Annotated in this window: 17 protein-coding genes; 11 read left to right on the top strand and 6 right to left on the bottom strand. The window is 42.6% G+C overall.

Annotated elements, in window-relative coordinates; translation table 11 throughout:
• Positions 1-293 precede the first annotated feature (293 nt).
• Positions 294-1,748, top strand: a complete 1,455-nt coding sequence (locus L1D37_RS00895) for an FAD-dependent oxidoreductase (protein ID WP_239846536.1) — start codon at positions 294-296, stop codon at positions 1,746-1,748.
• A gap of 143 nt (positions 1,749-1,891) precedes the next feature.
• Here L1D37_RS00895 and L1D37_RS00890 read toward each other — a convergent pair whose 3' ends face one another.
• From L1D37_RS00890 to L1D37_RS00880, 3 genes are all read right to left on the bottom strand, one after another.
• Positions 1,892-2,842 carry a biotin-dependent carboxyltransferase family protein gene (locus tag L1D37_RS00890; RefSeq protein WP_239846535.1) on the bottom strand — a complete coding sequence of 317 codons (951 nt, stop codon included), beginning with the start codon at positions 2,840-2,842 and terminating at the stop codon, positions 1,892-1,894.
• Entirely contained in the window at positions 2,835-3,596 is a 762-nt protein-coding gene (locus L1D37_RS00885; RefSeq protein WP_239846534.1) for a carboxyltransferase domain-containing protein, read from the bottom strand. The genes L1D37_RS00890 and L1D37_RS00885 overlap by 8 nt, the downstream gene beginning before the upstream one ends.
• A 128-nt stretch (positions 3,597-3,724) precedes the next feature.
• The gene (locus L1D37_RS00880) at positions 3,725-4,468 is read right to left on the bottom strand and encodes a 5-oxoprolinase subunit PxpA (protein ID WP_176679686.1); all 744 of its coding nucleotides are present in this window, start codon (positions 4,466-4,468) and stop codon (positions 3,725-3,727) included.
• 168 nt (positions 4,469-4,636) lie between these two features.
• Between L1D37_RS00880 and L1D37_RS23975 the strand changes: the two genes are divergently transcribed.
• The 5 genes from L1D37_RS23975 (at position 4,637) to galE (ending at position 10,275) form a co-directional block, all read left to right on the top strand.
• Positions 4,637-4,978, top strand: coding sequence for a TonB-dependent receptor plug domain-containing protein (locus L1D37_RS23975; RefSeq protein ID WP_275665423.1), 342 nt, complete (start codon positions 4,637-4,639; stop codon positions 4,976-4,978).
• Entirely contained in the window at positions 4,975-6,687 is a 1,713-nt protein-coding gene (locus L1D37_RS00875) for a TonB-dependent receptor (RefSeq protein WP_275665422.1), read from the top strand. Before L1D37_RS23975 ends, L1D37_RS00875 begins: the two co-directional genes overlap by 4 nt.
• 28 nt (positions 6,688-6,715) lie before the next feature.
• The gene (locus L1D37_RS00870; protein ID WP_345779415.1) at positions 6,716-7,204 is read left to right on the top strand and encodes a YfiR family protein; all 489 of its coding nucleotides are present in this window, start codon (positions 6,716-6,718) and stop codon (positions 7,202-7,204) included.
• Positions 7,204-9,180 (top strand): diguanylate cyclase, encoded by a 1,977-nt coding sequence (locus tag L1D37_RS00865; protein WP_239846532.1) that lies wholly within the window; start codon positions 7,204-7,206, stop codon positions 9,178-9,180. The genes L1D37_RS00870 and L1D37_RS00865 overlap by 1 nt, the downstream gene beginning before the upstream one ends.
• A gap of 81 nt (positions 9,181-9,261) precedes the next feature.
• Complete coding sequence (gene galE / locus L1D37_RS00860) at positions 9,262-10,275, top strand: UDP-glucose 4-epimerase GalE (protein WP_239846531.1); 1,014 nt, start codon at positions 9,262-9,264, stop codon at positions 10,273-10,275.
• A 340-nt stretch (positions 10,276-10,615) separates the two neighbouring features.
• Here galE and L1D37_RS00855 read toward each other — a convergent pair whose 3' ends face one another.
• Positions 10,616-12,751 carry a TonB-dependent hemoglobin/transferrin/lactoferrin family receptor gene (locus L1D37_RS00855; protein WP_239846530.1) on the bottom strand — a complete coding sequence of 712 codons (2,136 nt, stop codon included), beginning with the start codon at positions 12,749-12,751 and terminating at the stop codon, positions 10,616-10,618.
• A 226-nt stretch (positions 12,752-12,977) separates the two neighbouring features.
• Between L1D37_RS00855 and L1D37_RS00850 the strand changes: the two genes are divergently transcribed.
• Positions 12,978-13,865, top strand: a complete 888-nt coding sequence (locus tag L1D37_RS00850; RefSeq protein ID WP_239846529.1) for a LysR family transcriptional regulator — start codon at positions 12,978-12,980, stop codon at positions 13,863-13,865.
• On the opposite strand, the gene L1D37_RS00845 is transcribed toward L1D37_RS00850, so the two are convergent.
• Complete coding sequence (locus L1D37_RS00845) at positions 13,854-16,538, bottom strand: bifunctional acetate--CoA ligase family protein/GNAT family N-acetyltransferase (protein WP_239846528.1); 2,685 nt, start codon at positions 16,536-16,538, stop codon at positions 13,854-13,856. The genes L1D37_RS00850 and L1D37_RS00845 overlap by 12 nt on opposite strands.
• 216 nt (positions 16,539-16,754) lie before the next feature.
• Here L1D37_RS00845 and L1D37_RS00840 point away from each other — a divergent pair, with 216 nt between their 5' ends.
• Together L1D37_RS00840 and L1D37_RS00835 are read left to right on the top strand one after the other, a co-directional pair.
• Positions 16,755-17,318: an SPOR domain-containing protein gene (locus L1D37_RS00840; protein ID WP_017632853.1), complete on the top strand. Its 564-nt coding sequence runs from the start codon at positions 16,755-16,757 to the stop codon at positions 17,316-17,318.
• A gap of 180 nt (positions 17,319-17,498) precedes the next feature.
• Positions 17,499-18,494, top strand: coding sequence for a D-alanine--D-alanine ligase (locus L1D37_RS00835; protein ID WP_239846527.1), 996 nt, complete (start codon positions 17,499-17,501; stop codon positions 18,492-18,494).
• 152 nt (positions 18,495-18,646) lie between these two features.
• On the opposite strand, the gene L1D37_RS00830 is transcribed toward L1D37_RS00835, so the two are convergent.
• The gene (locus tag L1D37_RS00830) at positions 18,647-19,615 is read right to left on the bottom strand and encodes a tyrosine-type recombinase/integrase (RefSeq protein ID WP_239846526.1); all 969 of its coding nucleotides are present in this window, start codon (positions 19,613-19,615) and stop codon (positions 18,647-18,649) included.
• A 100-nt stretch (positions 19,616-19,715) separates the two neighbouring features.
• On the opposite strand from L1D37_RS00830, the gene L1D37_RS00825 reads away from it, so the two are divergent.
• Complete coding sequence (locus L1D37_RS00825; protein ID WP_102383143.1) at positions 19,716-20,084, top strand: DUF3319 domain-containing protein; 369 nt, start codon at positions 19,716-19,718, stop codon at positions 20,082-20,084.
• Between the two features lie 3 nt (positions 20,085-20,087).
• Positions 20,088-20,399, top strand: coding sequence for a stress response translation initiation inhibitor YciH (yciH, locus tag L1D37_RS00820; protein WP_239846525.1), 312 nt, complete (start codon positions 20,088-20,090; stop codon positions 20,397-20,399).
• The last annotated feature ends 1,220 nt before the right edge of the window (positions 20,400-21,619 follow it).

Here is a 21,619-nt window from a genome sequence, read left to right as displayed (position 1 = left end):
TTAGCAAGAACGTTATCAACAGTTATCCACAAAAACGGTGGATAACTTTAGGGATAAGTTAACATCTGTGTTTTAAGAGTATTGAGACAGCCTTTATGTGGCGTCACTTAGGACAAATTTGACTGTTAGAATAACCTTTAAACCTTCATATCGAGTTATTGAGTCAAGAGATTATTTATGTTTTTTACATAGATATTAATTAGCACCAAGCTAAGACCTTGATAAAAATGTGTTTTAATTCGACGCCGAACAAAAGTAGAATAGCGTTAGTTAATCTTATTCTACAGAACACGATGAACCACAACAAAACGGATACAAATCAACCTTCTATTGCCATTGTTGGTGGTGGTATTGCCGGAACCACAAGCGCGATTCACTTTAGTGAGTTAGGTTTTAAGGTCACTATCTTGGAAAAAGGGCCGAGTTTGGTTAATGGTCCACCAATTTGCCACCTGCACGCTGGCGGTAATTTGTATCGAGATATTTCTGTAGAGCAGTGTCTTCAGTTGCTCACACAGTCAATTGATACCGTCCGCTTATTCCCTCATACCATCAACATTCGCCCGACAATCATCGCTGTGCCGCATAGTGATGGCGGTGAACCTATGGATCTACTTCCTCGTCTCAAGATAATCAAAAGCGCTTACGCTGAGCTTGTTAAACAAGATAAAAGCAACCAAGTGCTTGGTGCCCCGGAAGAGTACTACAAGCTCTACAGCAAAGAAGACTTGTTAGAGATAGCTGAACGAACTCAACCCCTAAAACCAATGTCGCTCGATGATTGGTGCATTCCTTTTGCTAAGCACACAGATTTAGACACGCTGAAATACCCAGTTGCGATGGTTCAAGAGTATGGTTGGAGCGTATTCCGACTCTCTGCCACTGCTCAACTGTCTTTAGGTCAGCAATCAAATTGCACCGTGTTAACCAACAGCCGTTTACAGTCTGTTGAATCGACAGGTGAAGGTTGGTCTTTGACTTACACCGATCGTGAAAACCAAAACTGCAATCTAACAACTGATTACTTAATCAATGCAAGTGGCTTCGAAACGGGCATTGTTGATGACTTTGTAGGCTCTAAGCAACAGCGATTAGTCGAATTTAAAGCCGCATACGTGACGGAGTGGCCATTCTCGCAAGAGTGTAAGGAAGAGTGGCCCGAGGTTATCTTTCATGGTCCTAGAGGCACACCACAAGGCATGGCTCAATTAACGCCGTATGCTGATGGTGTATTCCAACTTCATGGTATGACAGAAGGGATAACACTCTTTGAAGGTGGGCTTGTTTCATCGTCAACGGATTCATCACAGCCTCAGTTACCCTCAAAGCTTCTTAAGAAGATCGTATCAGGTTGGAGCGAAGAGCAACTGGAGCTAAGAACTCGCGCTGCCATTACGCACATGTCTCAGTTCATACCAAGTTTTCGTTCTGCACAAGTTGGTGGTAAGCCTCTGTTTGGGGCGCAGCAAATCCCTGGAACCGACCCTAGTTTAAGGGCTTCTGACGTGTCTTTCTGTGGTGAACGTTACGCTCGACTTGAAGTGGTCAAGGCGTCTTCAACGTTAGAAGCAGCACAAAAAGTGGCAGAACAATGGTTTGATATTGCTGAAGCGGTTTCTATTGAAGATACTCACTCAGTGACAATGTCACTTAGCTTCAATGATATTGAAAACAGAGCGATAGGTTTGACTCAAGAACGCGGCTACCCAGAAGCGCTTGCTAAGGTATCAGGCCAAGAACACGGTTAAAGCTACGCTTATACATTTAGCATTTAAATAATGATTGGCTCACCAAAAACAAGATCCAGCTTGCTGATACAGTAAGCTGGATTTTTAGTTTATACGTCTTGGATTGTGATTTTAACTGACTGATGTTTATCTACAGGGACACATCAATAACCGAAAAATTGCGCCCACTGACACCACACATCTTGTAGGCCCAATCGGTCGCCTCTACTAAACGACATTTCGTTCCCAGGTTTAGCTTGTGCTAAGCGCGGTAAGTCGATTCTCGCAACACAACCAATCTTTGGGTAACCACCAATGGTTTGTCGGTCGTTGAGCAACACTATAGGTTGCCCGTCTTGGGGGATTTGAATCGCCCCAAGCGCAATGCCTTCCGACAATAAGGAAATATTTGGAGACTCAACCACATCGCCATTGAGCCGGTAACCCATTCGATTCGAGTTTTGGTCAACGATGTATTGAGAGTTGTAGAAGGTCTCTTTTGCTGACTCTGAGAATAGCTCGCTTTGATAGCCTTCAATCACGCGTAAGTTAACTGGTAAGTTGTAATCGGGTTTGTACCGGAAAGTGACGCTGAGAGCCTTGAAAGGGGTAGATAGGTCATGTTGAGTAAAACTTATCTTTTGGCCTTTTTGGCAAGGTTGCCCGTCTTGCGTCAAGCCTCCAATTTTTTCTCGCGTCACAGTCGAGCTGCTATTGAGAGTATTGGCAACGTTGAAGCCGCCTTTAATCGCCAGATATGCTCGCAACCCATTCTTAGGCAATCCAAACGAGAGGACTTGTCCTTTAAAGGCTTGGAAGGTACTCCAATTATCTAATGGCTTTCCATCTAGCGAGGCTTGTAGATCGCCGCCACACAACGCCATCTCGCAATCTAAGTCGACTTTTAATGCACATTGTCCAAGTGTGATTTCTAAGGCCGCTTGGTTGACTGGGTTTCCAAGTAAGTGGTTCGCCCAACTGTAAGAATAGTCATCAACCGGACCACCTTGTGTAAGCCCGAGGTGAGCAACGCCAAAACGGCCAAAGTCTTGAATCAGACTCAATGGTCCGGGTTTGATGACGGTGAGGGTCGGATTAGCCTTTAACTTACCCATGATCGTCACCTCCACTAATCTCCATAGACCTAAGTTCCATAAACTCGTGTTTTGATATCGATTTGAAACGCACACTGTCGCCGACATTAAGCAGGGATAATGGACCTTGTGTGATATCTGCTTTACTCAATTGGCTATGGTCAAACAGCGATAAAGGGCAGTTACCAATAATGTTCCAACCACCTGGTGAATCAGATGGGTAAACCGCAGTTTTCGAGTCTGCAATCGCAATGCTGCCTTTAGGTACACTTAAACGTGGCGTTGAATGACGAGGTAAAGCCAGTTCACTGACCACGTCAGACATGAAAGCAAAACCGGGAATGAACCCTATCGCGCTGACACAGTATGTCTGTGAGGTGTGATGTTGAATGATGTCGTCCAGCGATAATCCTTTCTCTTGATATCTATCTAAATCGAGCGCTGTTTCAGACGAATAATAGACGGGAAGTTCAATAATGTTCGCCTTATCGGTGGTATTCAAAAATGAAGACAAGGCCTGAGTTAACAGTGAGTTTAGCTGTGTAATAAACTGCTGTTCTGAAATTCTATAAGGTAGGTAGTCAACCAGTATTGTGTGGTAGGCTGGCGTCACATTCATTAAGACTGACGCTAGGTCTTGGCGAATAACGTTGGAAAAATGCGCCATATACTGCGCATCGATAGCACTAGAGTGAGGCTTTGAAGGCAGTAGCGTAACCAGAACGCTACACTCAGCGATAGGCTCTATATTGAATTCAATCTGTTTTTTCGTCATTTCCTTTCCATACATTTATTTCAACTTCCATGTTGAGCGCAGTATCAGCTTGCAAAGTGTTCTTGGCCAACGAGCAGAGTCACACTGGTATAAATTGAAAGCATTGATATTAATTAAAAGCATTGATATCAATTAAAAGCGTTAAGATCTTGTCGGATTTTTCTAATTAATGCGATGGATTGAGGGTTATCTCCGTGAACACAGATGGTATCAGCTTCAATAGGTAACCGTTCACCCTCAATGGTTGTGACAGAGCCATAGTTAATGATTTGCATGACTTGGTTATAAATATCGTCTTGATTGACGTACACCGAGCCTTTTTGTGTTCGAGGCGCGAGATGACCAGTGTTTAAATAGGCTCTGTCGGCGAAGGCTTCAAATAGAAGCGGTAAATCATGATCATCAGCAATATCCAGATACTGTTGATTGTCAGACGATGACAGGATCATCAGTGGAATATTGAATTCAGCCACGGCTTGAGCAACGGCATTAAACACATCTGTGTTCGCCATCATATCGTTGTAAAGGGCCCCATGAGGCTTCACATATCCAACCGTGGTATGGTGATAACGACAAAGGGCTTGTAGTGCACCAATCTGATAACACACTAACTCACTGATCTCGTCCATGGTGTGGGGGATTGAGCGACGTCCAAACCCAATAAGATCTTGATAACCCGGGTGAGCTCCAATTTGCGTGTTGTAGTGCTGCGCAAGCTTTATGGTCTTGGACATGACGTGAGGATCGGACGCATGAAAACCACAAGCGATGTTAGCCATATCGACCCATTCCATGACAGATTCATCATCTCCCATCTTCCAGTTGCCGAAACTTTCTCCCATGTCGCAATTAAGCAAAATCTTCGTTGTCACTTGGTGCTAATCCTTTACGTTGTGGTATCTAAAGACGTTCGTATAAATGACAGAATTAAACAGTGACCCAATTCAAAGTTTTGTTATTGATAATTTATTGGTACGGCATTTCATATATAGTTCGCATATCAAAAAAGAATACTATTTATTTGTAGATTAGGTGAGCGCATGATTTCCCGACCAGTTTGCTTAGGATTGGCATTAACCACACCTGCTTGTGTAATGGCTCAGGAAAACTCCTTAGATCAGCTCATGTCTATGAGCCTTGAAGAGCTGTCGATGCTCGATGTTGAAATGGAAACGGCATCTAAGGTCACACAAAAACTCACAGATATTCCATCATCTGTGTACGTACTTTCGAATGAGAGAATCCAACGCAGCGGCGCGAAAAGCATTGCAGAAGTTTTGATGTTGGTGCCGGGGCTAAAAGTCACTAAGTTCAATGAAACGTCATGGTTTGTGTCACTCGAGGTTTTCACGACGGTTTGTACAATAAAATGCTCGTCATGATGGATGGACGTAGCTTGTTCAGCCCTGTTTATGGTGGCACTTATTGGAGCGACGTTGACTATATTCTTGCTGATATTGAACGAATCGAGGTGCTTAAAGGGCCGGGTGGCACGATTTGGGGCGGTAATGCCGTCAATGGTGTGGTCAACATCATCACGAAATCTGCTAGCGACACTCAAGGCACTTATATTTCTGGTTTGGCGTCTAATACTGATAACTATGAAATCAGCGTAAGACAAGGTTTAAGCTTAAATGCGGATGTGAATGCGCGTGCGTTTTACAAATACCGCGAAGAACCTTCTTACCGCTCTAACGAATCTGAAAAATGGAAAGCGCAATCTGCTGGAATGGTATTTCAGCCAAGTGATGCAGAACAACATTGGTCTTTAAGGATTGGCGGAGAAAAGAGCTTTTATGAATCTGAGCTGTATTCTGTTCAATACGATACCTCTGGTACTCTCATTGATTATCAAGCTAATGATTTTGATAACGAAAGCCACTCTTTTTACCTGCAGTTTAATAATGCTCAAAGCATCAGTGACAACTCGACGCTCTCATACTCGTTATGGGGCGAATACAATGAAGATAACGCACCCGACGCGCCGGGAAGTTATACCACCTTTGATTTTGACTCGACGTTGATCAATCAGTTATCACCGAGCCATCAAGTAACATTAGGCGGTGGGCTACGATACATGCACCTCGATTTCTCATCCAATCAGTTAAGTGACGTCGATTGGTATAACCCTAGCTATTACGGGCGTGCCTACAACATAGAAACGGCCAACGATTACATCGCCAATGCGTTCGTGCAGTCACAAATGCAATGGACAGAAGCACTTTCAATCACGATTGGCGCAAAATTAGAGCATTTCACTCAAAACCATTCTTCTGAGATTTCGCCTCAAATTCGCGGATTATTTAAACTCAATCTTCGTCACTCTATTTGGGCAGGTGTCAGTAAGGCGGTAGTTGCACCTTCTTATATGGACAGTAACTCCGCATATTACTTTAATAGCCACTATCCTGAGACTGGTGCGAGCTACTTAGATGTCTATAAATCGAATTCTAATCTTGATAACGAAAGTGTTGTTACGTTTGAAATGGGTTATCGCTACACCAACGATTCAGATTTTGAGCTAGATGCGACGGTCTATTTAAACCTTCGTTTTCATAGTTACGATCCTACGGATATTCCGGCCAATCACGTTTATGTCGGTGCATTGTCTGATGATTACCAAGCTCAAACCTATGGCTTAGAACTCGGTGCGACTTACAAACTGACGAAAGACGTTACCAGCTATTTTAGTTACGCCTACTCGACGTTAGAGGGCGAAAGTAAAGGAAACGGCCCTAAGTCAAATCCACAGAATAGCGTGTACTATGACATCGATAATGAGCACTTAGCGACGGCGCAACTGATGTGGAACATTACTGATAGCTGGCAATTTGATGTGATTGGACAATACATCAATGTGAATTATCCTGATTACTGGGTCGCTGAAGATGGAACTCAATATGAATGGCAATCTTACCCTCATGAGGTGACCTTTGATGCCCGATTGGCGTGGAAGAAATCACAAGCCGCTCCTTTAATTGAATTGGTCTTCGAGAACATTGGTAAAGATAATGGCTATCAGGCTGAAATGACTTCCGATAAAAGTGTCAATCAAGAGTCTGTCTATGTAAGGGTATCTCATGAGTTTTAGACGGTTAGTAAGCCGACTTATTTATTGCATGGTTTTTGCAATAACGTTCTCGCCGATTGTTAGCGCCGAGGGCTTTAAACCTTATGAAGTTAAAGCGGTTTACCTATTTAGGATTGCCAATTTTATTCAATGGCACAATGAAAGCTCGATGGACTCTGTTCAGTTCTGCGTAATGGGGAATCAGAAAGTCGCCGATACTTTAATTTCTATCACGAATGGAAAGTCGATTCGCTCGTTGCCGATTCACGTTCAACAAAACATTTCTCCCGAATGTAACATCACTTATCTATCTGATGTCGAACGCGGTTCGATTGAGACTGAATTCAATAGCAATGACGTATCGCCCAATATGGTTACCATTAGCGATACATTAAATTTTACTGAGCTAGGGGGAGTCATAGAACTCACTCGCATCAACAATAAAATCAAGCCCAAGATCAACTTAACCAATGCTAAAAGAGGCAACTACATTATCGGCTCAAACCTTTTACGCATCTCAATTGTGGAGGGTAAGTAATGTTGTCTTTCATCAATAACATCTCCATTAAGAACAAGCTTATTCTGCCGATCATTCTGTTTATCTCGGTTGCCTTTATTACGATTCAATCAATAAATTACACTGTCACTTTTGAGCGAGAGAAAGATAACCTAATACAACGAGTGAAAGTCTTGGCGCAGGGCGTTGCTTATAACTTGCAAGCCGCCATCTTATTTGAAGATAAAACATCGGCTAACGAGATTCTATCGGCATTCGTAGCTGATGGAGACATTGTTCGAGTCAAACTGTTTGATAAGCAAGGTGAGCTATTCGCTAGCTATCAAGTCAGCGAGATCGAACTACCAAGGCCTACTGCCGAGGAGCGCAAAGATATTGGAACTCAACAGTTCGCGATTTCAGAGAACTATATCTATCTGTTGGTGCCCGTGATTCTCGATAATGAAAACATCGCAAATCTACGTGTGACCATTTCTAAACAAACCTTTTCCAAGATCTTCACCAATATCTTTAAAGTCGCAGGGATCTACCTTGTTCTTTTGATCGTGCTCGGAGGCGTGTTAGTTAAGCTCATTCAACGTTTTATCATTGACCCGATGTTCGAACTTAACGAAGCAATGCAGGCGTTTGTAGAACGTCGCGCTGAGCAACCTAGACTGATTACGTCCAATAATGACGAGATTGGCGAATTGGTTCGCGCGTTCAACACCATGTTAGAGCGGTTAAAGCATCGCGACAGCCAAATCAATTTCACTCTTGATAAGTTGCAAGAAGAGAAAGCTTTTGCGAATGAAGTAATCGAGACTGTTCAACACTCGCTCCTCGTTGTCGATAACAAAGGAATGATTGTACATGCCAACATGGCCACGCGTGACATATTCAAATGCACGGAGGCGTTTCTTGAAAACCTAACCATTCAAGAGTTAATCCAAACTAAGCAGGCCGGTTTCTTACAAGGAATCATCGACTCTAACATAGAGCTAAACGATGAGTTAATCGAAGCTACCGATCTCTTTCAAAATAAACAATGGCTTCAGATTAGCAGCCGATCGCTATCCAAAAACAGGAATACTTTGTTTGCTATACAAGACGTAACCGATATAGAAACGGCTATGAGCCGTCAACGTATTGCGGCCGGTGTTTTTGAGAACAGTAAAGATGGATTGATCGTGCTGAACTCGTCAAACGTGATCACCATGGTTAACCCAGCAATCACACAGCTACTTGGCTATCACGCAGATCTGCTGGTGGGCAAAACACCGTTTGAAGTCTTCTCTTGGCAACAGTTTTCATCGTTAATGCCTACAATTCGAAGCTCATTGGAAAATTATGGTCAATGGCAAGGGGAGGTGTGGGAGAAAAATGTATCCGGCACCGTGGTTCCGATGTTCGTCAAAGTGAACCGAGTTCTATCTGACAATAAAAAAGGTGAGTTTGATATGGTTCTGACTTTATCTGACTTATCTAATGTCAAAGAGATGGAGAGGCTTGAACATTTAGCCCATCACGACGCATTAACGGGCTTAGCCAATAGGGCACAACTGTACAAGTTTTTAGATGATGTTGTCACGTCTACCCATTATTCAAATCAACACTTTGCTGTGATCTACTTAGATCTAGATGGTTTCAAGCACGTCAATGACACCTATGGTCATGATGCAGGCGATGAAATACTCAAAGAAGTCTCTAGTCGCCTCTTATCACAAGTGCGCGCCGGTGATTTAGTGGCTCGTTTGTCGGGCGACGAATTTGTTCTTATTATTAAACAGACAAACAAGACCTTGTTAGCTAAGTTAGCTGAACGTTTGTTGGGGCTTATCGAGCAAGAAGTGAGTTATAAGCAGCGCTCACTGCATGTTGGAGCAAGCCTAGGCATCCATTTGGTTGACGGGGTAGAACGAGACCTTGATGGAATATTGAAACTTGCCGATGAGGCGATGTATCAAGCGAAACATAAAGGAAAAGGTCAGTTTGTGTTCTCTGATGAGAGCGAATAACTCCATAGGTTTGTGACCAGCACCTAAGTTGTTGTATCATAAGTGATAGGTTGAGTATTTTAAATTTAAGGTCTACTAAACATGAATGTTTTAGTTACAGGTGGCATGGGTTACATTGGCAGCCATACAAGTATCCAGATGATTCACGCAGGCATGACACCTGTTCTTTTCGATAACTTGTACAACAGTAAGCCAAGCGTTCTTGATCGTATCGAGAAGGTGTCTGGTGTTCGCCCTATTTTCATTGAAGGCGATATTCGCGATAAGGCACTCTTAGCTGAAACAATGAAGCAACATAATATCGAAGCGGTTATCCACTTTGCAGGCCTAAAGGCTGTAGGAGAGTCCGTTGAGAAGCCTCTTGAATACTACGACAACAATGTGAACGGCACTTTGGTCCTGGTTGATGCGATGCGCGAAGCTGGTGTAAAAACACTGGTATTCAGCTCATCAGCAACAGTATATGGCGATCCTGCTAGTGTTCCTATTACAGAAGACTTCCCAACAAGCGCGACTAACCCATACGGGCGCAGTAAGTTAATGGTTGAAGAGTGTCTTACTGACTTCCAAAAAGCGAATCCAGACTGGAGCATCACGCTACTTCGCTACTTTAACCCTGTTGGTTCACATCCAAGTGGTGAGCTAGGTGAAGATCCACAAGGCATTCCAAACAACCTAATGCCGTTTGTTTCTCAAGTAGCCGTCGGCCGACGTGAATTCTTATCGGTATTTGGTAGCGATTACCCAACTAAAGATGGCACTGGCGTTCGTGATTACATCCACGTTATGGATCTTTCTGATGGACACATTGCAGCTCTTGAGAAAGTAGGGCGTAAAGACGGTCTTCATATCTATAACCTTGGTACAGGCAATGGTTCAAGTGTTTTAGACATGGTTAAGGCGTTTGAACAAGCGAGTGGTAAGGAAATCCCATATAAACTTGTTGAGCGTCGTCCTGGCGATATCGCAGAGTGCTGGGCAGATCCGGCTAAAGCTCAGAAGGAGCTTGGGTGGAACGCGACACGTACACTGACAGAAATGACCGAAGATACATGGCGCTGGCAGTCAACTAACCCTGATGGTTTCCCTAGTTAATCTAGTTGTTTCATGAATGATTAACTTATAAAAAGATGCTTTAGGGCATCTTTTTTGATCTAAATCGAATAAAAAGTAAATTAGAGGTTAAAAAGTATCATTCTGTATTCGTTGTGTTACTATGCACGCGAATTATATGTTTAATGTTAATTTTCTTTGGAGTTAATCATGGAACTAGGCCTAATCATCACTTTCATCGTTGCTGCTGCAGTAATGGTTAAGAAAGAAATGGCAGAGAAGTAATTTCACTTTATACCTTTTTTATACAATTTTTAGTGAAATAGAAAAAAGCCAGCATAAAGCTGGCTTTTTAGTATCTGCAATTCAGGTTTGTAACGAATTAGAATTCGTACTTAGCTGTAATAGACCAGTTACGACCAGCTTGTGTGTAATCCTTATCTTCTTGCGAGAATCCACGAACGTCATTCCACGAGTAGTACTCTTCATCCGTAACATTGAAAAGACCAGCTCTAAGCGTAAGATCCTTCATCGGCAAGTAGTATGCAGTTAGGTCGACCACTGTTGCTGAATCAGTTGGTAAAATTTCATCAGACAAACCAACACTATTGATATCACTAGACTTCTTACCAGCAGTGTAACTAATGTTCAGGGATGTACCCCAAATTGCTGAAGGAGCATCATAGTTAAATCCAACTACTGCGTTCCAAGGGTTCACGCTGTTAAGAGGATTACCTTCACCGTCTTCGCCTTCTGTGTACGTGGCTGCAACACGAGTACTCACACCTTGTACAGGCATGAAGCTGTTCCAAGACAACGTATTTGAAGCCTCGATACCTTTGATTACTGCTTCATCAATATTTACATTCTTGTATATTGTTGGGTCCATAGGAGAACCTGAACCACTAACAGGCATAGTATCAATAAAGTTATCGTAGTCACTGTAGAAAATCGCAATCTCACTTGATGAGTGATTAGTATTGTGGCGCCAGCCAAGCTCGTATGAAATACTTTCTTCCGCTTCTAAATCTGGGTTAGGGGCATTTACGTAGCCGTGCGCTGGGTTACCGAATGAATAGTAAAGCTCTTGGAAATCTGGTGCTCTAAAGCCTTGGCTGATTTGACCGAAGATCTTATTCTCATCATTAAGAGTATAAGTTGTACCCAAACGTCCCGTTACTGCTGAATCAGAGTATTTTGCATAATCTTCTGCAGGGTTACCACTTGGGTTTTGACTTGTATCACCTGGATCCGTTTCAAAACCATCAAAGCGAACGCCAGGAGTAATCATCCAATTTCCGATCGTCATTTCATTTTGTGCAAAGAATCCATACTTTCTTTCAGATGCGGCAGGGATATAGAAAATAACTTGGTCTGCACTGATAGAGTTATATTCATTATTAACGTTTTTAATATCTTTGTCAGAGTATGAAGCGCCATAAATGAAGTAGTTTTCTACGTTACCCGTCATGAAGAACTTATCGAATTGCACGTCAAACTGATAACCTTCATCTTCATAGATATAGTCTTTTTTCTGAACATTACCTGCAGGTGGTAAGAACATGCTACCGCCGTTAGATGTACGATTAGTCACACCATTTTCTTCTTTACTCAACCAGTCGGCCTGCCAAGTAACGCGATCAGCAAACGCTAGGTTAGCATCCCAAATATGTTTGATACCAATTTGCTGTTGGCTAGTTGAGTCTTCGCCAGTGTAATCGGTGTAACTTGCACTATTTAAATCGGTATCACCAGAATTCTCGATAAAGTTACCGGAAAACTCTAAACGGTGTTGTTCGTTCAATTGATATTGAAGCTTAACCAACAAATTATTGTTCTGAGTTTCTTGCTCGTCAGGTGTACCGAAGTTGTCAATTTCTTCACCATCTCTGCGAGTGTAAGCAACTAAAGTTTCGAGATCGCCAATACGATTAGCTAACGCAACAGACTCACTAAATGTGTTATCAGAAGAAGAGTAGTTGAATTTAGCATGGCCACCGAAATCTCTACCTTTCAAGAAGTCACTTGGATCTTTTGTTTCGAACGCAGCGATACCACCAATTGCATCTGAACCGTATAAAGAAGAGGCCGCACCCTTAACAATTTCTACAGACTTCAACATGTCCGTATCAACATCAATACGTGAAGAGTTGATGAAGTTATATGACTGAGTACCGCTTGGTGTGAACTGGCTAGTTTGTGAGACGCCATCAACGATAACCTTAACTCGATTACCTTCCATGCCTCGGATATTAATACCTTGAATCCCTTGACGAGAATTCGTAGTTACCGTGACTCCTGGCGTGTACTTAAATAAGTCTTCTACATCCGTTACCATGTTCTTTTCGATATCTTTATCGTTAATCACAGTTACCGACGCAGCAACATCTTCAAGTTGTTGATTCGTACGAGTTGAAGATACAACAACCTCGTCAAATAGGGCATAATCTTCAGCAAAAGCTGATGTTGATGAAAGCGCTAAAACGATTGAAGCAGAGAGTAGTGATTGCTTATACATCTGATAGTTACCTTAATTCCATAGTATTATCTTGATTTCGCGAAAGATAATATTGGATCTAAATGATAATTACTATTATTTGCATTTAAATTTATTTGTACTTTTATCATTAAAAACATGCTTAAACCGTATAACTCATTGTATTGAAAGACCTTTAATGGTTCCATTTATCTGGTGAATGCTTCCATTTTTGTGATTAACCTCTCATTTATAAAGTAGGAAACTGATGCATAGCCCAATAACACTTGAAGCGTTACACATCCTAGATGCCATTGATCGACGTGGAAGTTTCGCCGCCGCGGCAAATGAAATGGATAGAGCACCCTCATCACTTAGCTATCAAATTCAAAAGCTCGAGCAAGACCTAGATATCATGATTTTTGACCGTTCAGGTCACCGTGCAAACTTCACGGAAGCGGGGCAATTGATACTTGAGCAAGGCAGAGTAATTCTTGGTGCGACAGAGAGATTGGTAAACGAGGCGAGCATTCTAGCCAATGGCTGGGAGCTGGATTTGACCATCGCCTTTGATGGAATCATCCCAATTGCCAACTTCTTTCCACTTGTCGATGAACTAGGCAAAATTAGTAAGACACGTGTTCGATTGCAAGAAGAGATCCTAGCAGGATGTTGGGAGTCACTGACCGATGGCCGCGCAGATTTACTGGTGTGCCCAAAGGTCGACACGATTCCAAACGATATGAAAAGTGACGTAATTGGTAAAATGGAAATGGTTTGGGTTGCGGCATCAAGCCACTATGTTCACAAACGTTCTGGTGAGTTTGACCAAGCAGCAAGAGAAAGTTACAGGGTAATCGCAATTGCGGATACAGCCCGAGATCAACCTGCTTTAAGTCGTAATATTCTAGAGAAGCAGCCGCGGTTAACAGTAACAAGCTTCTCCGCAAAAGTAGATGCGTTAACAACTGGACTAGGTATAGGAACCTTGCCTTGTAGTGTTGCTAAACCTTTGATCGAATCGGGCGTTTTAACACAGATTGCCGGTACCGAACCGCAGCCAATCGACATTGTGATGGCTTGGCGACGCAATAAAATGGGCGACGCCAAGTCTTGGTGTATTCAACACCTTAAAAAGACATGGTCACTCAAGTAACGGTAACACCATATCTGCCGTGCCATCTTCAAAACTGATATCTAGCTTAAAACCGAGTTTTTGAGCTAGTGTCAGCATTCCTCTATTAGTTGGCATCGTCATTCCAGACATCTGCTTGGTCTGTTTCGCACGGCAGTAATCGATTACTTTAGTCATCAAAATACGACCTAAGCCAACACCTTTCAGATCTGAACGAATCAGTATCGCAAACTCGGCATCTGTGTTCTCTGGGTTAATCAACGCTCGAGATACACCAATGATAGCCGGAACGCCTTGTTCCTTACGCACCACAACAAAAGCGATCTCTCTATCAAAATCGATTTGAGTAAAGTTCGCTAATGCTTCGTGATTGAACTCACCGACATCACTAAAGAAGCGTTTATAGAGATCCTCTTTTGATACTCGGTTAATAAAGTCAGCATGAAGCGGCTCGTCTTCAGGAAGAATAGGGCGCAGCAGTACTTCAGTGCCGTCTTTCAACTGTATCGTCTCTTCAAGCTCCACAGGATACGGACGAATCGCGAGTCGCTCCTGAGGATCGCCTTCATACGCTTTCAAGATGATATCGGCATCCAATATCGTGAATTTATCTCCATTGGCAAGTACTGGATGGATATCCAAATCGTGAATTTCAGGGCAATCTACCACCATTTGAGATATACGAACCAGCAATTCAGAAAGCCCCTCGATATCGATCGGGTTAGGTAATTTCTGCAAACGGATCTTGCCACTCTTGATTGCTCGAATAATCAAGTAACGAGCCAGTGTCATGTTGAGCGGTGGAAATGCGGCTGCCGCGTCGATCGATTCATCCCATTCAGATCCCCCTTGGCCGAGTAGGATGATCGGCCCGAAGGTTTCATCGGTTGTTACTTTAACTCGAAGCTCTTGGCCGCCAGCTAGCTTGGCCATTCCTTGAATCAACAAACCGTGAATATGGGCGGTAGGGAATGACAACTGAGATCGGTCGAGAATCGCTTGAGCAGCGTTAGCGACCTCGCTGCTGTTTCTCAAATTGAGCATCACACCTTGTACATCTGACTTATGCGCGATGTCAGGTGAACGGAGTTTTACCGCAACAGGATAACCGATCGTTTCAGCAATATGTACCGCCTCACTTGGGTCAGAAGCAATCCAAGTCAGTAGAACGTCCAAGTTGAAGTGTTTGAAAAATTGGCTGTTTTGGTGGGTATCAAGGCTAACTGTATCTTTATCCAGTAGTTGGCGTTCAATCCAACTTTTCGCATCGGCCAAGTCTTCAATATGTACTTTTTCAGCCGTGGTTGGCGTTTCCATTAACTGACGCTGGTTACGTCGGTACTCGACCAAGTGCATGAAGGCAACCACCGAACTCTCGGGCGTCCGATAGGTTGGGATTCCCGCTTCAGTAAACAGCTTTCTCGCAGGCCTTGCGGTGAGCTCACCAGACCAATTGGTTAAGATATTGAATCGTTTATGGCGAGGGTGTTTCTTAATCGCTTCGATGATTCGTTCAGCGGTTTGAGCCGAATGCGCGACAGCCGAAGGGCTATGCATGATAAGAATGGCATCGGCTTCATCACCATCAAGCAGAGTGTTGATCGTATCGATGTAACGCTGATCACCAGCATCACCAACAATGTCGATAGGATTGCTGTGAGACCAGCTTGATGGTAACACCTTGCTGAGCTTATCAAGTGTCTCATCTGAGAGTTCAGCTAATTTACCGCCACGATCAAACAGTGTATCCACCGCCATAATTGCAGGGCCACCGCCGTTAGTGACAATGGCAAGACGTTCACCACGAAGTGGTACAGAATGAGTTAGGGTTTCTACCGCAGCAAACAGCTCATGTAAGTTCTTTACTCGCAACATGCCACTACGTCGGATTGCGGAGTCATAGATAATATCTAAAGTGTCAGCGCCGCCAGTGTGCGCCATTGCAGCAGCTCTGCCTTTCGCGGTGCGGCCGCCTTTTAATACGAGGATTCGTCGGTTACGTGATGCTGCTCGAGCAGCAGAGATAAAGCGCCTCGCATCGGTTATGCTATCAACATAGAGCAAGATTGCTTCAGTATGAGAATCGGTACTCAAGTAATCCAACAGTTCAGAAAACTCAATGTCACTGCCATTACCGATGGATATAAACGCAGAGAAGCCAATCTCTTTGTCGTTGGCCCAATCGAGTATGGTGGTGCAAACCGCTGCAGATTGAGAAACAAACGCGATTTTTCCGGGAAGTGCAGTAACAGGAGAGAAAGAGGCGTTTAGGTTTAGCCAAGGGACGATAACCCCTAAGCTATTTGAACCGAGTACGCGAATATTGTGTTTTTTGGCAATCGCTAGGCATCTTTCATCAAACGTCTCACCATTATCGCTTAGCTGTTGCATGTCTGAAGAAAGGACAATAACAGACGCGATGCCTTTCTCGGCCAGCTCTTCGAAAATAGCGACATTGCGTGTCGCGTTAGTACATAAGATGGCAAGATCGGGAACGATAGGCAGTGACAAGATGTTCTTATAAGAGAGTACGCCTGCCACAGAATCGTATTTCGGTGTAACCGGCATCACCGCACCTTTAAAATCCCCGTGCAATAAATTATTCATAACGATATAACCCGCGCGCGTTTCTCGTTGCGAAGCGCCAACAACAGCGATAGAGCGGGGTTTAAGTAGGGGATCAAGATGATTCATAGACATATCCTAGCAATGCACGTAAGTTCATCGTAACTTACTTTTCGATGACAGGTTGATGGCAAATTCACCGAATTAAGATGAATAAGCAAACACTGCATAAAGTTTGTGAAATAGGTCACCCACTAATGGTGTATAATCTCAAAGTTAACTTGATTCTAAACCGACGTATCGGCATGATTTATAGTAATTATTATTAAGGACATAGAGCTTTCCATGAAAAAAATTGCAATTGCGACTTTGCCTCTGCTCTTGGCTGCATGTGTATCTGAAAACTACATCACGGATGTGACTTCAGACAGTTATCAAGAAGAGTACAAAACTGCCAAAGTTGAAGCTCCAGTTGTATCTCAATCTGAGCAAACAGGCGTTGTTGAAGAGAACGTTGTTAACGTTATCAAAACTGAACCTGTAGAACAGAAAGTCACTCAAACAACTAGGGCTAAACCAGTTGCAACCGTGACAGGCCCGACGAAGAAACAACAGGACATGAACCAGCGCTTTGGTTACACGGTTCAAGTTGTTGCTGTTGGCAGCCAAAGTAAAGTCGACTCTTTCGTGAAAATGCTACCAACAACTTCTCAACCAGTTTGGGAAAACTACAAAATGGTAAACGGCACGAAGTGGTTCACAGTACTTTACGGTGACTACGCAACACGCTTAGAAGCGAAAAAGGCGATTTCAACACTGCCAACCACTTTCCAAAACTTGAAGCCGTTCGTTAAGAGTATTGATGACATCAAAAACTCTGAATACCCTACGCTTAACAAGTTAAATTAAGTTTTGATTCATAAAAGAGGGAGCAAATGCTCCTTCTTTTGTTTTAAGACTCGTTGTTTTGTTTAATAGTTAATCGCTCAATCTTTCGAACGCAATTTTGACAATCAAAACACTGTACCTATCTCGACTTTTGTTTATCATTGAAGTCAGTATTCCTAGTTTCAAGGACCGATTTTACCCATGAACACCACAAACATTCTTCTACTTTGCGGCGGTGGATCTTCAGAGCATGAAGTGTCTTTAGTTTCAGCCAATTACCTTTTTGAACAACTCAATAGCGTTGCCGATTTCAACGTTGTGAGAGTTGAGATAAAGAACGAAGGCTGGTGTCTTGATTCAGGTGAATTGGTTTACCTTGATATTAACGATCAAACCCTACGTGGCGACGATCTAGAATCGAAAGTTGATTTCATCGTACCTTGTATCCATGGTTTCCCTGGTGAAACGGGTGATATCCAATCACTATTTGAAATGGCTAAGATTCCATACCTAGGCTGTGGTTCTGAGGCGAGCAACAACAGCTTCAATAAAATCACATCAAAACTTTGGTATGACGCACTGGGCATTCCAAACACACCATACCTATTCTTATCGGACAACACGGAACAAGCTCACTCACAAGCAACTCAAGCTTTTGAAACTTGGGGCAAAGTGTTCGTAAAGGCTGCACGTCAAGGTTCTTCTGTTGGTTGTTACCAAGTCAACAAAATCGAAGATTTAAGCGAAGCGATCAACAAAGCATTTACCTACTCAGATCAAGTACTTGTTGAGAAATCAGTGGTACCAAGAGAGCTAGAAGTAGCAGCATATGAAATCGACGGCGAGCTACACATTAGTAAGCCGGGCGAGGTGATTGCACCGAATGGCGCGTTTTACTCTTATGAAGAGAAGTACAGTGCAGACAGCCACTCAATCACTGAAGTTGAAGCAAGTAACCTAACTGACGAACAGCGTGATTTGATCGCAGACAGCGCGCGTAAAGTGTTTACACAGATGAAACTTCGCCACTTGTCTCGTATCGATTTCTTCTTGACACAAGACAACGAGATCTACCTAAACGAAGTAAACACCTTCCCAGGTATGACGCCAATTTCAATGTTCCCTAAAATGGTGGAACATGATGGTCACAAGTTCAGTCAGTTCCTAGAGAACTGCGTTAGAACGAGCATTGCTTAGTTCATCTAACGAATCTTCGCTTACCTGAACCCAACAACATAATGCCTTGAGCTTTCCGCCAAGGCATTATTAGTTTTAAGAGGCCAATTTTTTAACGGCGATGATGCTGTTCGTAATTCCCTAGAGGAGTTTAGTGACCTGACGACCAAAGCTTATTGCCAAGGTATTAGCGATTTGAATTTCATTTTCTCATTCTCAGCAGTCCCAGAATAACCCACATATTGCGCTGGCATAGCAGGGCTGAGCCAACGACCAAAATCCTGAATTTCTTTTACCTTAAGACCTTGTTTCGAGAGCTCTTGTGCAGCACCAACACGAATCGAGTTACCTGAAAAGTGGTGGTTTTCTGCGAGCTGAAGTAAATCACTCGCTCTGCGTAAAATTCGATAGATAGACGAATCATCCAAAGGTTGAATCCCGATGTTTTCATGCTTATCTATTGCACGGAACACGGGCAAATCCTCTTGCGTTCCAATATACGAAAGCCAACGACCTAGAGCGAAACTCGCGACTTGTGAAAGCTGGTACATAGAGTCCTTAATCGTGATTTGATAATCGCTATCGGTACTCTCGATGTCATTCGTCGATAACAACTTAAGCTCTGAACGCTTCAAAGCGCACTCGAACATCACATTATAAATAGCGATGTCACGAATCTCTTTTAAGTTGGCCTTGTCATGCGAGAGCAATGTGTTCAACTCAGTGAGATGTGAAGATGTCATAGCGTTAGTTTGCTTTGAATCGCCCGCCATTCGAGCTTGCAAGTGGAGCAGGGTAAAGCGAACTTGTCGATGTTTGATAGGATTAGCGAAGCCAAGCACCGTGTGTAACAAGCTAAGCGTTGCAGTGTAACGTTTTAGCGATGCATATTTTCTGTCATTGGATTCAGTCTCAAGAAAACGACGAATTGCGGTCACAGATGCAGGGAGCGTATTGATACGGTTTTTATTACAGAACGCTTGGTAGCGATTCCAATCACTGTAGATGCCTAACAGTGAATTGCGAGAATACTGGTACCCTGTTAACTCATCTATAATTTCAATTGACGCAGTGCTGTTCAATTTTTCAACAAATGAATTAATTATCACAGAGTCAGATAAAATAGGGACTTTTTTTCTCAAATTACCGTACCTTAGCAGGTGTTTTTGCCATATTATGCTTGATATCATTAAAAGTATACTTATGATTAATGCAGCGAAAACAAAAAGATGATTAATAGATATGGCTAATTCAATTTACCGAAGCATCCATCTTCAATCGACGGATGCCACTAACACGGTTTGGCGTGCGAAGTTAAAAAATAATGTTATTCAAGGCAACCTAGCTGCCGTTAAGAAGAGTATTGATTGGTGGATTGAAACCGCATCTATTATTGATCCAAAAGAATTCACTGCGTTAAATAAGTCGAGAGGAACTGGTGGTTCGACGGAAAACTTCAACGGCTACCAAATCAAGAATGACACCGGTGAGCCTAATGCGTGGTATTGCATGTTTAACGGTCGCCTAATTAAAGGCGGCAAGATTGCTATCCAACGTCATATAGAAGCTTACTTACTCGCAAAACAAAAAGCAGAGCAACAAAAGAAGTAAATTATGAGCCTAGTATATTCAACAGAAACAGGTCGTATTAAGCCTGAAGAAGAGAAAGTCCAACGTCCTAAAGGCGATGGGATTGTTCGAATCCAAAAAGAAAGCAAAGGCCGTAAAGGCAAAGGCGTTTCTGTCGTAACTGGCTTAGACCTAGATGACGCACCATTAAAACTCATGGCAGCAGAACTTAAGAAAGTTTGCGGTTGTGGCGGCTCAGTAAAAGATGGCAACATCGAAATTCAAGGCGACGCGCGCGACAAGATCAAAGCGCACCTTGAAAAGAAAGGCTACAAAGTTAAATTCGCAGGCGGTTAATCTCTAACTAATACCAGGGTTAAAATCGAAGATTATTATCACTGGATATTAGGTATTTTATGGTAAATAACCATTATGGTTAAATACACAGTATAAATTAGAGAATATCGACAACAAATAAAGGCAGGGCATCACATAAAGATACCTGCCTTATAAACACCAAATGCAATTTAACAATTATGGGTTTGCACTTAGTTCATAACACACGATAACATCTAACCTTTTGTTTTTTCTAGCCTAATGAAAGATTGATACACAATTTTCAACTCATGAACCTTATATCACTTCATATCTCTGTTCTCATCGCCTCTAAAATCGAACAACTATTATTCACCAAGTTCATGAATTTATATTCTTAAAAATCTGATCTTTGTCACACCACTTAATGGACAAAATACTGTCAAGACGCAACGCGCACATGACGAATACACGTACATACTTATACATGAATTTTCATTACAGTAATTCAGTAGTAGCGGTGAAGTAGGAGCTGTATTTCTTTCACCTCAGCAAAGTTTAGCCCCCAAGACATTACTAGCACCTAATTTACCCTTTATTGGCCGTAAGTATTCGCCTAGTTAGTTCACAACACCACTCTGCAACTGTTCGATGCAAGGATGATTAGCCTTTAACACGCAAGCATCCATATGGAAGCCAATAGCTTACAGATTGATGCAAACACTATAAATGGCATACCGCACGCACATATAGTGAAAGCTTAGCTGACTTACCTAGCTCAAAAGGCCATTGTGTATGACTAGCTGGGTATATAGCATTCAAGTCAAGTTGCAAGGTTTAGATTTGTGATAATGCAACTAATCCGACAGTCATCGAATTAAGTGATTACTCTAACTTGTTTCGTGTCCAAAGCGTCCCATCATGAGGTTTATTTGTGCAACAAGCTGTTGCACAATTGCGAAGCAATCTATTTAGTGAATTATTGCTTCCCAAACCGTTTCAGAACGTGTTGTTTTGGCTAGTCAACTAGCTAATGTGTGCTTATCATTCTTCAGAAAGTACAGTGATTACGTTGTTAGCGATATGGTCAGGACACTTATCATAGTTTTTTCTAGGGCGTGAAAATGCTCTACGGTGAAACATGCGCAGAGAGAAGTTAAGCGCTTACCCTTTAGGTTTCCAAAGGAAAAGCAACTGAGTGTCTTCTTATGCTTGCTTCAATCCAAATAATACGTTCAACTTCCCGATTTTTGTCACGCTTA

This window comes from Vibrio sp. Isolate33 (assembly GCF_022397895.1).
Taxonomy (GTDB): Bacteria; Pseudomonadota; Gammaproteobacteria; order Enterobacterales; family Vibrionaceae; genus Vibrio; species Vibrio pomeroyi.
This window is presented reverse-complemented; position numbering and strand designations above follow the sequence as displayed.